This window comes from Timaviella obliquedivisa GSE-PSE-MK23-08B (genome assembly GCA_019358855.1).
Lineage (GTDB): Bacteria > Cyanobacteriota > Cyanobacteriia > Elainellales > Elainellaceae > Timaviella > Timaviella obliquedivisa.
The window spans coordinates 48,849-63,890 of record JAHHII010000009.1; the positions used below are offsets into that span (position 1 = coordinate 48,849).

Genomic DNA, 15,042 nt, shown 5'->3' on the forward strand with positions numbered 1-15,042 from the left:
TTAATTGATGCAGATTAATAGTAAGAATAAGTGTCTTGCTTGCCCCATTAGAGAAATTAGAACGCAACCCCAATATTAGAACTTCCGATCGCCGCCCGATTTGCCAATCGAGCCACCCAGACCTGTCCCGCTGCTCCTGTTCCATCTGCATCAAAGAATAAATTGCCTGTGCCTTGATCGTAGATAAAGCGATCGCTGCTATCCTTCGCCCGACTGCCCAGCGTAAACTCGCTAGGTGCGATCGTACCTTCCCTTAAGTCTGCACTAAAGCCCTGTCTTGATACTGTAATTCGATCGTCAGCAGGGCGAAAATCGGTAATCGTATCGCGGCTACTGCGTTTTGCCGATTCAATGAAGAAGACATCTTTGCCTTTACCACCCGTCAACCGATCCTTTCCTAGTCCGCCAGTCAGCATATCGTTGCCTTTACCACCCACCAACCGATCTTTGCCTGCTCCACCATTCAGGCGATCGGCACCCCCATCTCCTAGCAGAGTATCTTTTCCGCCAGAACCAATGATAAAATCATCGCCATCAGCGCCGACCAGCGTGTTATTTAAACCGTTGCCTGTAATGTTATTACTCAGGTTATTTCCAGTTCCTAATACTGCGTTTCTAAGAAGGACTAAGTCTTCCAGATTTTCGCCTAACGTGTAGTTTAAAAGGCTAGATTTAACGGTATCAAATCCGTTATCTGAAGTTTCAATAATAGAATCACTAATACTATCTAAAATGTAAGTATCATCACCTGCTCCACCGTTCAACGTGTCATTACCTAGTCCGCCATCGAGAGTATCATTTCCAGCGTTACCGATCAGGCGATCGTTCCCTGCTCCACCATAAATTTCATCATTGCCTGTACCACCCACTAAATCATCATTAATTCCATCGCTGCCAAACATCGTGACATTGCCAGAAAAGCCGCTGAAGTCGAAGCGTTCAAAGTTTCTGACCGTAGTAATTCCCGTTAAAATACCGCCGATCTGATTAGAGGGATCTCCAACACTCACGAATGCTGCACCTGCGCCATTGGTCAACACAAAAGTATCAGTTCCGGCACCCCCATCAATCGTGTCATTTTGCTGAAGGTTTTCTAGTACTGAAACCACTGTGTTATCGCTGCTAGAGGCATAAATCACATCGGTTGCAGGGGTAGTGACCATCGCATCCAAGTTCACTTGGGTAATTTGTACTGTGGTCTGTGCAGGTTCACTGGTAGTGGTACCATCACTAACCGAGAACAAAATAACGCGGGTTGCCCGATCGGGCTGGTCAGAACGATTTTGATATTGAACGGTGCGCAAGACTTGTAAATATTGCTCAGGGGAAGCTGCGCCGCTGAGGGTTAGAATGCCATTACGATATGCCGCAGAAATTCCGGTTCCAGTCGTGTTGACGAGCAGTTCTTCGGCTTGCCCGTCTAAGAGATTGGAGATTCTAACTTGAGCAAAGGCGATCGCGTTATTTTGTCCCATCAACTTGGCATCGTTGGCGGCGATCGCCACGGGCGCACCGCTGATGACAAACGTGCTGCTAAAGTCAACGCCTCCACTTGTGCCATTCAGATCCAACACAGGCACTGACAACCTGTTATCAAACTGAATTTGAACAGTGGCAGCGTTACTGCTCGCCGCGCCGTCTGTTAGGCTGATGCTAACGGTGCGGGGAGTGGTTGCCGGGGTGTCGCTGTTATTGCTGTAAATCAGCGATCGCAATGCGGCTTGATACAGAGTAACCGTTGCAGTTCCGGTCAAAGATAAGGTGCCTGTAACTGCGTTAAAGCTGCCCACAATGCCGTTTTGATCGGCAAAAATCAAGCTATCTTGTCCGGCAACATAGCCACCTAATGTAATGGTTGCGCCTTCTAAATTAGGACTATCTGGATCACTGGCAACCAGGGTAGGCGAAATGGCGATCGCTCCCGCCATACGAGGAAAGGTAAGCACCTGAGACGGCAAGATGATGACAGGTGGGTTGTTAACTGAAGTTACCTGAATGCCGCGAATTGCCAGGTTACTGGTTGCTGTGCCGTCTGTCACTGTGAACTGTACCGATCGGTTTGTGGTGACAGGATTGGTGCTGTTGTTGAGATAGGCGATCGAGCGGAGGGCAGCCTGGTAGCTGGCAACGGTCGCATTTCCTGTCAGAGTTAGCACGCCTGCCGTTGAATTGAAGCTACCGGAGATGCCATTTTGACTAGAGAATAACAAGTTATCTTGCCCAGCGACATAGCCACCCAAGGTCACAGTTGCGCCTGTTAGGTTTGCTGAATCGCTGTCGAGTACGAACATGCCAGGATCGATCGCCATGGCTCCGGCTTGTTCAACATAGGACAGGGTGGCGGTAGAAGTGGCGACGACGGGCGGAGAATTAAGTTGAACAACTTGGATGGTACGGCTACTAGGAGCACTCAGGGTTGTTCCATCGCTGACTGTGAACTGCACTGTCCGAGCAACAACGCTAGGATTGCTGCTGAGGTTGCTATAGGTGATGGAGCGGAGAGCAACTTGGTAACTGGCGATCGGGGCAGAACCACTCAGCGTCAGCACACCTGTCCCCGCATTAAAACTGCCACTAATACCGCCCTGATTGTCGAAATTAAGCAGGTCTTCACCACTAACATAACCGCCGAGGGCGATCGTCGCTCCGGTCAACGTATTGCTATCAACGTCACTAACAGCGATCGCCCCATCTACCACAATTGCCCCAGCACTTTCGGTGTAGGTCAGAGGAGTGAGGGAATTGATTACCGCTGGCGGTGTGTTAACAACGCTGACCTGAATGAGGCGATCGGCAGGGGCACTGGTACCGATGCCGTCACTGACGACAACGCGCAGTGTGCGCAGGGCAGTGCTGGGATTATTGCTGTTGTTGGTGTAAGTAACTGAACGTAGCGCCGCCTGATAATTGGCAACCGTAGACGAACCCGTTAATTGCAATACGCCTATTGCCGCATTAAATACGCCGGAAATGCCGTTTTGGGTAGTAAAGCTCAGGATATCCTGTCCTAACACATAGCCGTTAATAGCTAGAGTGGCACTGTTCAAGCTGGCACTATCAGCATCGCTTACAGAAATTGCACTATCGATCGCCACTGCTCCTGCATTTTCAGCATAAGCCAGCACGCTTACAGAACTGATTACCACTGGAACGTTATTAACTGCTGTAATTTGAATGCTACGAGTCGCGATATTGCTGATTGCAAAACCATCTGTCACAGAGATTTGCAGCGTGCGAAGGGTGGTGTCAGGATTATTGCTGCTGTTGGTATAAGTAATCGATCGCAGTGCCATTTGATAATTGGCGATCGCTGATGATCCACTTAGGGTCAAAACTCCAGCATTAAAGCTGCCAGAAATGCCATTTTGGTTGACAAAGCTGAGGGTATCTTGTCCTGCGACATAGTTAGTTAGGGTAATGGTCGCTCCAGTCAACGTAGTGCTATCTGGATCACTAACTCCCATATTTGTGTCGATCGCCAATGCCCCGGCATTTTCGTTATAGAGCAAACTTCCAGCCGTAGCGTTGACTATAGGTGCCGTGTTAATCGGCGTAATAATGATAGGGCGGATAATCGCTGGATTGCTCGTCGTCGTGCCATCGGTAACGGTAATCTCAATTTGCCGAGGCGTGGTTGCAGGATTATTGCTGGTGTTGGTATAGGTAACAGATTGGAGCGCCGCTTGGTATTGGGCAACCGTTGCCGTTCCAGTCAGAGTCAGCACTCCCGTTACCGGATCGAAAGTGCCGATGATGGGAGGTTGATTCAGGAAGGTTAGGACATCTTGCCCTGGCACAAAGCCCGTTAGAGTAATTGTTGCTCCCGTCGAATTAGTGCTATCAGGGTCAGTCAGCGTAATGCTTGGATCAATCGGCACAGCGCCAGAATTTTCGTTGTAATTCAGAGGTGTGCCGCTGCCGCTGCCGCTGGGTGGACTTTCTAAAGTATTGACTTGAATGTCGCGGCTAGTAGGAATGCTGCCCTCGATCCCGTCGTTCACTCGGAACTCAATCGATCGCGTTACTCCCGTAGGATTGGCGCTGCTGTTAGTGTAGGTAATGGTGCGTAAAGCGGCTTGGTAGTTAGCAAGTGTAGTTGTACCTGTTAGGGTCAGCACTCCGCTTATCGCATTGAAGTTGCCCGTAATACCTAGCTGATTAACGAAGGTCAGTGTATCTTCTGCTGCTACATAACCACCAATGGTAATGGTTGCACCAACAAGATTGGTGCTATCGGTGTCGCTGACGGAGAGAACAGCGTTATCAATGGCGATCGCTCCCTGTCCCTCTGTATAAACAAGTAGCGTTCCAGCTAGAATTAAAGTAGGTGGGGTATTCGCGGTAATCTGAATCGATCGACTTGTCGCAGCACTATCTTCGATCCCATCATTAACTATAATTTGAAGCGATCGGGGTGTCGTTGTCGGGTTACTACTGCTATTGGTATAAGTTAGAGTTGCTAATAGCGCTGAATAGTTTGCCAAAGTAGCATTACCCACGAAGGCAATGATGCCTGTTGCTGGATCAAATCCTCCAGTAATGCCAGTTGGCAGCGTCCCGAACGCTAGTGTGTCTTCACCTGCGACATAGCCTATGAGTTGAACCGTTGCACTACTGAGGTTAGGACTGTCGGTATCGCTAACAGTCAACCCGCCTGTAACTGCCAGGGCACCCTGGTTTTCGGTGTAAGAAATTGCAGTAGTGGCTGTAGTAATAACAGGCGCAGCATTCACCACAATTTGAATAACCCGACTGCCAATGTTGCTATCCTCAACGCCATCATTAACTTGAAACTGCAAAGTACGAGTGGTTGCCGCAGGGGTAGGATTGGTGTTGGTATAGGTAATGGATTGAAGTAGAGTTTGATAAGTGGCGATCGCCACAACGCCAGTCAACGTCAAGACTCCAGTTGCCGTATCAAAACTACTCGTGATGCCAGCTTGAGGATTCGTAATCGCTAAAACATCTTCTCCCGCCACGTATCCAACAAGGGTGACTTTGGCACTGGATAGGTTAGGGCTATTAGGGCTATCGCTATCACTCACAGTCAGCCCGTTATCAATGACAGCGGCTCCCTGGTTATCAGAATAGTTGAGCGTTGCGGCTGTAACGGTAATAATGGGTGGCGCATTGGAAGTAACCTGAATGCTCCGACTCGCTACTAAGCTGTCAGCCAGTCCATCGTTGACTATAATTTCAATCGTGCGAGTAGTGGTAGTGGGTGTGCTACTGCTGTTGGTATATTTAAGCGATCGCAGCGTCGTTTCATAATTTGCAACGCTAGTAACTCCTGTAAAGGCGATCGTTCCGGTGGCGGTATCAAATACTCCAGTGATTCCGGGTGCGGCTACAAAACTTAGAGAATCTTCTCCGGCAACGTAGCCATTAATAGCAACAGTGGCGCGGTCTAAGGTGGTGTTATCAACATCTTCAACAGTCAAGACACCATCGACAAAAACTGCTCCTGCATTTTCGGTATAAATGTAAGAAACACTGTCGATCGTGATCTCTGGAGGATTGTTAACCCCAATAATTTGTATTGTGCGCGTCGCTAAGTTGCCGTCGCTAATTCCGTCGTTTGCTCGGAAGCGAATGGTACGAGTGAAGCCCGTAGGATTGTCGCTAGTATTGATGTAGGTAACGGAGCTAAGAACAGTTTGATAATCTGCTTTTGACGCAGTGCCCGTGAAGGTGAGAACACCTGTTGCCCGATCAAAATCTCCATCTATTCCAGGCTGAGGCGTAAAATCAAGAATATCTTGCCCATCGACATAACCACCAATAGTGACAGCTGCACTTGCCAAATCGTCGCTGTCAATATCCATCACAGTAATGTTCTGATCAATGATCACTGCCTCATCATTTTCGTTATAGGTCAGTGAACCATCGGTGGTAGTGATTATGGGTGCATTCAGAGTATCATCAACAGTAATAATTCTCTGTTTCACGACACTGGTTACCGTCGTATCATCAGTCACGCTGAACGTTACTGTGCGGGAAGTTTCGGCAGGAGTAAGGCTGTTGTTTGCATAGGTTAGGGCACGGAGCGCTGCCTGGTAATCGGCAACAGAGGCGCTGCCTGTCAAAGTCCACGAGACAGTCGTGGCATCAATGACGTTGAAAGTACCGACAATGCTATTAGGCGATACAAACCCAAAGACATCTTCTGGAGCAACCACGCCGCTAATGGTGACGATCGCCCCGGTTAAAATAGTGCTATCGGGATCGGTGAGTACCAAGCCTTCGTCGATCGCCACAATGCCATCATTTTCAACGTAGTTGAGGTTAGTAGAGGTCGGAGTCACGAGCGGAGGATCATCAACCAGCGTAACTTTGACGATATGGCTGGCTGGGGCACTGATGCTAGTGCCATCGTTGACTGTGAATTGAACAATGCGATCGCCTGCTGTGGGAGTTGGCTTACTGTTGGTGTAAGTAATCGATCGCAGTGCCGCCTGGTAATTGGCGATCGTCGTCGTGCCAGTTAGCTCTAAAACGCCCGTTCCATCGCTCCAAGTCCCGATAATGCCAAGGCTATTAGTAAAGGCAAGGACATCTTCTCCCATCACAAAGTTCGTAATTCTGACGGTTGCCCCAGTAATGTTGGCGCTATCAACATCGCTAACGGTCAATGTCGTCGGAGCGATAACTTGGGAACCTGTATTTTCTAGATAAATTAATGTGCCCGTGGTCATTACCACTGGAGGATCGTCTATCGCAGAGATCTGGATGGTTCGGGAGACAACTAAACTGTTGCCACTGCCATCATTGACGACAAAATCAACGGTGCGATCGGGAGTAGGCGGATTACTCGTACTTCTAAACGTAATAGAACGCAATGCGGTTTGATATTCAGCCTCTGTTGCCGTTCCAGTCAGCGTCAGCACGTTACCAGCCAGTGTTCCAGAGATTGTTCCCTGATTCGTAAAGCTCACTGTGTCTTCCCCGACCACCAAACCGTTAACTGTTACGGTTGCGCCTGTGATGTTGTCGTTATCTAAATCAGTAACAGTGACAGCAGGATCGATCGCCACTGCTGCTCCGTCTTCCGCAAAAATCAAGGTCGAATTAGTAACACCAACAATCGGCAGATCATTCACTGCCGTAATTTTGACAGTGCGAACAACGCTGCTATTGCTCGCCCCGTCACTGACAGAAATAGTGATCGGGCGATCGCTCGTATTGGGCTGGTCGCTGCTATTGGTATAGGTAATCGATCGCAGTGCCGTTTGATAATTCTCAACCGAGGCTTGTCCAATTAGGGTTAAAACACCCGTTACAAAGTTGAATGTACCGACAATTCCATTCTGGTCAATAAAATCCAGTGAGTCCTGTCCAGCCACATAATTGCCAATGCTCAGGGTTGCACTCTGCAAGTCAGCACTATCTGCATCAGACACTCCAATAGTAGTATCTAGAAAGACTGCACCCTGGTTTTCGGCATACCCTACCAAAGCAGCAAGGGGTGTTAAAACGGGAGGTGCACTAAGCGGAATGGTAAACCCTTGGGCAAAGACACCACTCGCGCTACCGTCCTGGTCTTGGCTTGTCCACGCCACAATGAAATCGCCGCTGGCATTGGCAGCGATCGAGGCATTGTCTTGATTGAGCAGTGTTTGTCCAGTGTTGACTAAAAACGGTGCTTCGATCGCCAATCCTGCTGCATCAAAGCGTCGTGCATAAACGCCTGAGCCTGAGCTATCGCCCAGCGTACCATCATCACTAGTCCAAGTAATGATGAAACCGCCTCCATCCGTCATCGTTACGATAGAGTCTCGTTGGTTGCCCATAATCCCAGATGTTGCACCGGGGTTAAGGACTCGGAACTCATTCCCGATCGCAACTCCAGCAGCGTCATAGCGTCGTGCATAAATTTCGTTGCCGTTTATTGCACCTTCGTCGCTCGTCCAGGTCACGACAAAACTGCCATCTGCTGCCATGGCTACGCTGGCGGTCTTTTGATCCTTCGCCGTAATTTCATTAATTTGAAACTCAGTTCCTTGTCTCACACCTGCTGCGGTGTAGCGTTGACCAAAAACACCTGCTCCCTCGCCATCCTGTGCCTGACTCTCCCAAACGATGACAAAGCTGCCATCATCTGCCATGGCAACAGAGGGCTTAAGTTGGTTACCAGCAATAACAGAGTTGACCTGAAATTCGTTGCCAAATGCAGTTCCGTCACTGTTGAAGACACGGGCACGAACCCCATTTTCAACGTCAATTAGGTCAGCATTAGACACCCAGGTTACGACAAATTTGCCGTTGGCTGAGGTGGCGATCGCAGAATTGTACTGATCGCCGTCTGTATCTTGGTTAATTAGAAATTCACCGCCTACCGCAGTCCCATTCGCCTGATAAATGCGAGCGTGGACTCCGCTCAAACTGACATCGGGCAATATCTCATTGTCATCTGACCAAGTGACGACATAGTTGCCATTTTGCAGCAGCGCGATCGAAGTGGTTGACTGGTTTTTGTCAGTATTTGGGTTAACTCTGATTTCAGCGCTCGTTGGGGTGCCATCTTGATCAAAAAAGCGAACGTAAGCTCCCCACTCCGATCCAACAGATCCATCTTGACCTCGGCTCGACCAAGTAATTGCAAAGCTGCCATCTGCCGCCATTGCCACTGCCCTCATGGGGCGAGCTTGATCTGAAACTAGTGCAGAAGCTGAAGTAAGCTGATCACTGATAGTGAACGTGTTAGCTTGAATGGCGGGGAAGAGAGGATTGACTGGCATGGGAGGAGTCTCTTGCAGTGCGGATGCTGAAATATGACAATAATGCAAGGCTACCCAGTTGAATTAAAACACTTGCAAACGCTCTTCCTGACTGACTTCGCCTCAGTGTTTGCTCTGAAGTTAGCGAGATGAATCTTAGGAGGGTGTTATTTTCATATCAGTACTGTTTTGCTCTGAATATTGTTCAACAAGCCTCAAAAATTAGCAGTAGTCAAGATATGATTAATTGCTGTGCTTCTAGTAATGCATCATGAAACATACGCTTTCGGTTCTGGTTGAAGATGAGGCAGGAGTCCTCACCCGGATCGCAGGGCTTTTTGCCCGTCGAGGTTTTAATATTGAGAGCTTGGCGGTAGGTCCGGCTGAACAGGTCGGGATTTCACGCATCATTATGGTAGTGTTTGGCGACGATTTGGCGATCGAGCAGGTCACCAAGCAGCTTTACAAGCTCATCAATGTGCTGAAGGTGCAAGACATTACCGAAGTGCCCTGCATTGAACGAGAGCTAATGCTGCTGAAGGTCAATGCGACTAGCTCTAATCGCTCAGAAATTATTGAGCTGGCGCAAATCTTCCGGGCGCGGGTGGTGGATTTGGGCGAAGATGCTCTGACGCTTGAGGTGGTAGGTGATCCGGGTAAAATGGTGGCGATCGTTCAGATGCTGAGCCGCTTTGGGCTTCGAGAAATTGCCCGCACTGGGAAAATTTCCCTCGTCCGCGAATCGGGCGTTAATACCGAATACCTTAAATCTTTGGAGGCGCGGGTTTAGGCTGAAAGCCACAGACTTCTGAGAGAGTGTAAAGTGGTCTACCCTTAACTTCTTCGTAAATTCGCCCAATGTATTCGCCTAGAATGCCGATGCTGATAAGTTGCACTGCACCCAGAAAGAAGACAGCAATGATAATGGTCGTATATCCGGTCAGGGGCGAGTTGGGCGCGAAGAACCGCCAGTAAAGAACGAGAACCGCCATGAACAGAGCGATCGCCGCCGCCGTCAGTCCAATATAAGTAGAGATTCGTAGCGGCACTCTCGAAAAGGAAACTAGCCCATTGACCGCTAGCGCAAAAGACTTACGGAACGTGTACTTTTCTTCGCCTGCAAAGCGAGGATCGCGCTCAAACAACACAGCAGTTTGTCGAAACCCAACCCATGCCCGCAGCCCCCGAATGTAGCGATTGCGCTCTGGCATGGCGTTGAGCAAATCTACCACTTGCCGATCCATCAGGCAAAAGTCGCCTGTATCGGTAGGAATCTCCACATCTGCCAGGTTACGCAGCACTCGGTAGAAGCCGTAAGCCATCAGCCGCTTAAACCAGTTTTCCTTCAGTCTTTGGGTGCGCTGGGCATAAACGACCGCATAGCCTTCTCGCCACCGCTTCGCCATCTCCAGCACCAACTCTGGCGGATCTTGCAAATCTGCATCCATCACCACGATCGCCTGTCCTCGGCAAAAGTTAAGCCCAGCCGTTACCGCAATTTGGTGCCCAAAGTTGCGGGAGAAGCTGAGGTAGCAGAAGCGTGGATCGTGGGCATGGAGTTGGCGCAGAAAATGAAGAGAGCGATCGCGGCTACCATCATTCACCAAAATCACCTCAACTTCACCCCCTAACTGTTCCATGACGATCGTAAGCCGACGGAAAAGTTCAGGAATATTCGCTTCCTCATTGTAAATCGGCACAATAAAGGAAAATTGGACAACCATAGCTTTACTTCATTGCCACAACAGCAAGGTTCCAAGCAAAGCGTTTAACAAAAGGAATTTTTTTTAGAACAGTATCTAGTTTCTCTAGGCGCTGATATTCTGGCTCTAAGCGAACTTGTTCAAGAATAATTTTTTTCCAGTAACGCTCTTCATTAGGATTAACTTTCTCAATTAAATAAAAGCGCAGAAATATCCAAAGTGTAGCGATCCAAAAAGTATCATAGGTCGTTTTTGTAAATAATCTCTGCACCGTTTTGACGATACTGATATCTAGCGGCGTTTCGTCTTCAGTCCGAACTTTAGTAGCAATTCTACGATACACATTAATCACAGGATTGTGCTTCAACGGGTCCCAGAAGCAGGCAACGCCCCCTGGTTTAAGCACGCGGTACATTTCTTTAATGGTTAACTCTGGCTCAGGAATATGATGGAGAAGATTAGAGGCATAGACAATATCAAAGGTGTTATCAGGAAAGTCAATATTCATCGCATTAATCACTTTGCCCTCGACCTGCACCTGGTTCGCGGCTGCTAACTTCAGCGCCACTTCAACCATGCCTGGAGAGTAATCTGCGGCAACGCATTGAGCGCCCCGACTAGCAAAATAAACGCTGTTTTCACCAGCACCACAACCTAAATCCAGTAAATATTTTCCTCTAACATCACCTAATCGCTTGAGGATAAAACGATTTTCTGGAGCCGTGCAAGCTTCAAAGTAGTCTTTGGCCTTGATGCCTTCAATATCAATGGCAGCAGCCCACTGATCATGAAATTCCTGTTCTTTTTTGAGAATTTCGTCTTGCATGGTGCGCGAAAATTTTGGAGCGGGTTAACAAGCTAAAAGGCTTGGTTAAACACTATAGCTTGTTGAGGGGATGTCGGGGGCATGATACTGCCCCCAAAAAACTAACCGGCACCAACTGCCATTTTTTCCCAAATTCGCTGAACAATTTGTACTCCAGTGACTGCTTGCCAGCTAAATAGCCCCAGAAGGACAACGTTTAAGGCAATGTGTGTGGTGCGTGCCCAATCTTGACCCTTTTGCATATAGGGTGAAAGGGCAGCAGACGTAGCAATGAGTCCCATCATGCCCAAGCCTGCAAGCAGGTGAGAACCAAAAAACAACTTGCCATTATTGAGGTATGTGATTCCCATACCACCAATGCTACCTAAGACCATGAGTGCTAGCAGGAGCGAACCCATTTGGTAATGCTTAATATTGTACTTTCCTTTAATTAGCTCTTTTTTAACATCGCCTTCAGCGCTACGGGTGCGACGAATTTGCACTCCCAGGTAAAGTGCGTAAATTGAAAGCGCCAACAATGCCCACATGAGAAGTGGGTGAATAAATTGACTCCAAACTTTGACTGATTCTGGGATCTCAAACATAAGGGTTCTCTACTAAGGCTTCATAAAAATTAGCATAACGGTTTGTTAGCCCTTGGTGAATCAGTTAGGGCAACAAAATTGAGGAATTTGCTGATACTTTTACTCGATCGCCAGATGATTCAAAAGTGCCTGACGCATGACCTCAACTGGGGCAGGTTGGTTCAGCCAAAGTTCTAGGGCAACTGCGCCTTGCTGAACCAGCATTTCTAAGCCGTCAATGGCGATCGCTCCCCCTGCCTGCGCCTGCCGCAAAAACTGAGTCGGACGCGGTGTATAGATCAAGTCATAGGCGATCGCCCCCTGCTGAATTTTTTGTCTCTCTTCTGCACTCAATGGCGAACTTTCGATCTGCGGATGCATCCCGATCGGAGTTGTATTCACCAGCAAACCTGCCTGTGGAATCAGTTTCGGCAACTCCTCCCAGACATGTACTGATAGATTGTTGACTGCCAAGGGCGAATCGATCCAACTCGCTCGAAAATCTTGCAGCTTTTGCCAATTGCGTCCCACTACCTGAATTTGAGTGCATCCTAACTGCCGACATCCCATCACTACGGCTCTCGCGGCTCCCCCATTACCTAGCACGACAGCTGTCGTTTGGCTCCAATCTTGACGGTTTAGCAATGGCGCAAGAAATCCGGTGATATCGGTATTGGTGCCGCCCCAGCCTTGGGTTGTGGGATAAACCGTATTGACAGCCCCAATAGCTCGAGCAATATCGCTGACCTCTGCCAGCATTGGCATAATGGCTTGCTTATGGGGAATCGTAATGCTGAAGCCTTGGAGGTCGATCGCCCGAAATCCCTCGATCGCCACTCGCAACTCTTCAGGTTTAACAGGTAGAGGTAGATAAATGTAATTGGCGTTAAGTTGGGCGATCGCCGCATTATGCATCACTGGAGAAAGCGAATGCGCCACCGGATAGCCAATTACCCCAAGCAGTTTAGTTATTCCAGTAATTGCCATAAGAAAAGAAGAAAAAAGCCCACAAAAAAGGGTGGCATAAAACCACCCTTCTAAACTAATTAAATTTACTTGAACAACCTAAGCAACCGAAGCCATTTTCACATCACTAGTTGCTAGCAATTCCTGAAGCTCTTCAGAATCGACAGTTTCCCGCTCAATCAACATATCAGCCAAAGCATTTAGCACTGAACGGTTTTCCGTCAAAACTACCTTTGCCCGGCGATACGCCTGCTCCACCAAATTGCGGACTTCATCATCGATCGTTGCAGCCGTTTCTTCAGAAAAGTCACGCTCTGCCATAATATCGCGCCCCAAGAACATCCCGCCCTGAGAACGACCCAGTGCGATCGGGCCGAGGCGATCGCTCATGCCAAACCGGGTTACCATCTGCCGTGCCACCCGCGCCACCTGCTGAAGGTCACTGGAAGCACCCGTTGTCACTTCTTCCTCACCAAAGACGATTTCCTCGGCAATTCGACCGCCTAGCGCCACCGCCATTTGGTTTTGCAAGTAAGAGCGAGAAGACATTTGATCTTCACGGGGCACAAACCAGGTTAAACCGCCTGCACGACCCCGAGGAATAATGCTGACCTTTTGAACCGGATCATAGTCAGGCATCAGCGCACCAACCAGAGCATGACCCGCTTCATGATATGCCACCAGTGTTTTCCGCTTTTCGCTCATCACCCGATCTTTCTTCTCAGGACCAGCCATCACGCGATCGATCGCATCATTGACTTCATCCATTGAGATTTCAGTTAGGTTACGACGAGCGGCAAGAATAGCTGCTTCGTTCAGCAGGTTTGCCAAATCAGCACCCGTAAACCCAGGCGTGCGTCGAGAAATCTTATCAAGGTCAACGTCTTTCGAGAGGGTCTTGCCACGAGCATGAACGTTGAGGATTTCCAAACGTCCAGCAAAGTCGGGGCGATCGACCACCACCTGGCGATCGAAACGACCTGGACGAAGCAAGGCTGCATCCAATACATCAGGACGGTTAGTAGCAGCAATCAAGATAATGCCTGTATTGCCCTCGAAGCCGTCCATTTCGGTCAGCAACTGGTTCAGGGTTTGTTCCCGCTCATCGTTGCCGCCGCCAAGACCTGCGCCCCGCTGACGACCGACTGCATCAATTTCATCAATAAAGACGATACAAGGCGCATTGGCTTTGGCTTGCTCGAACAAATCGCGGACGCGGGAAGCACCTACACCCACAAACATTTCTACAAACTCTGAGCCAGAGATAGAGAAGAAAGGAACGCCAGCTTCACCTGCTACAGCTTTCGCCAAGAGAGTTTTACCAGTTCCAGGAGGTCCAACTAACAAAACGCCTTTAGGAATTTTTGCCCCGACTGCGGTGAAGCGATCGGCATTCTTCAGAAAGTCTACGACTTCAGAAAGTTCTAACTTTGCCTGTTCAATCCCTGCCACATCGCCAAAAGTCACCTGGGTTTGAGGCTCCATCTGAACGCGGGCTTTTGACTTACCAAAGTTCATGGCTTGGCTGCCTGGACCACTCTGCGCCCGACGCAGCACAAAAAATAGCACGACCAAGAGCAAGAACGGAATCAGCAGCGTGCTGAGAATCCTGGCTATACCGTTGTCCTCTCCTTGTTGAGTGACGGAGATGTCAACGTTATTCTTTTGCAAAATGTCTAACAATTCAGGATCATTAGGAAGGTTAATGCCGTAGGTTTCACCGTCATTTGCCTTAGCTTGAGCAAATTGCCGATCAGAGCGAATCGCCACTTTCTCAACTTGACCTGAACTGACTTGATTAATAAATTCGCTGTACCGCCACGTCTTGATGGGGGGTTGTCTGTTGTCCCAAAGTGCCGTTGCCAGAAAGATGACAACTACAACCAAAAGGGCATACAGCCCTGCATTTTTCCACCGCTTATTCACTGAGGCTGTTCCTCCTAGATTCTTGACGCGAGGTCATATTTTCTTAATATTTATTAATGTAGCTCATTTAACTAGCATCTTGACATGGGATTCTAGTTTGCTACGCCTCGCCAGTATTCTCATTCTGCCACCGGAATTGAGGAATGGGGCATTACCTGTCTATAAAGTTGTGCCGGAGCATGACTCATATAAAAAAAGTAAAAATGTTCGATCGCGAACCTCTAACTAAAGGTAAACAGATCCCGTGAAGTGGCATTGTGAGAAAATGGCGCAGAATCTTTACAATAGAAATAATAGAACTGCAGACAGGCTGATAAGGATAAAAGATATCTGTTAGAAAT

At 48.6% G+C, this 15,042-nt stretch carries 7 protein-coding genes; 1 reads left to right on the top strand and 6 read right to left on the bottom strand.

The window, feature by feature from the left end:
• Positions 1–56 precede the first annotated feature (56 nt).
• Entirely contained in the window at positions 57–8,738 is an 8,682-nt protein-coding gene (locus KME11_16060) for a calcium-binding protein (GenBank protein ID MBW4516724.1), read from the bottom strand.
• Between the two features lie 250 nt (positions 8,739–8,988).
• Here KME11_16060 and ilvN point away from each other — a divergent pair, with 250 nt between their 5' ends.
• Positions 8,989–9,507: an acetolactate synthase small subunit gene (ilvN, locus tag KME11_16065; GenBank protein ID MBW4516725.1), complete on the top strand. Its 519-nt coding sequence runs from the start codon at positions 8,989–8,991 to the stop codon at positions 9,505–9,507.
• Here the strand turns inward: ilvN and KME11_16070 are convergent.
• The 5 genes from KME11_16070 to ftsH3 form a co-directional block, all read right to left on the bottom strand.
• Entirely contained in the window at positions 9,482–10,441 is a 960-nt protein-coding gene (locus KME11_16070) for a glycosyltransferase family 2 protein (protein MBW4516726.1), read from the bottom strand. The genes ilvN and KME11_16070 overlap by 26 nt on opposite strands.
• A gap of 4 nt (positions 10,442–10,445) precedes the next feature.
• Entirely contained in the window at positions 10,446–11,246 is an 801-nt protein-coding gene (locus KME11_16075; protein MBW4516727.1) for a class I SAM-dependent methyltransferase, read from the bottom strand.
• Between the two features lie 101 nt (positions 11,247–11,347).
• Positions 11,348–11,830, bottom strand: coding sequence for a DUF4079 domain-containing protein (locus KME11_16080; GenBank protein ID MBW4516728.1), 483 nt, complete (start codon positions 11,828–11,830; stop codon positions 11,348–11,350).
• 99 nt (positions 11,831–11,929) lie between these two features.
• Complete coding sequence (locus tag KME11_16085) at positions 11,930–12,796, bottom strand: shikimate dehydrogenase (GenBank protein ID MBW4516729.1); 867 nt, start codon at positions 12,794–12,796, stop codon at positions 11,930–11,932.
• Positions 12,797–12,874: 78 nt separating this feature from the next.
• Positions 12,875–14,701, bottom strand: coding sequence for an ATP-dependent zinc metalloprotease FtsH3 (gene ftsH3, locus KME11_16090; GenBank protein ID MBW4516730.1), 1,827 nt, complete (start codon positions 14,699–14,701; stop codon positions 12,875–12,877).
• Positions 14,702–15,042 lie beyond the last annotated feature (341 nt).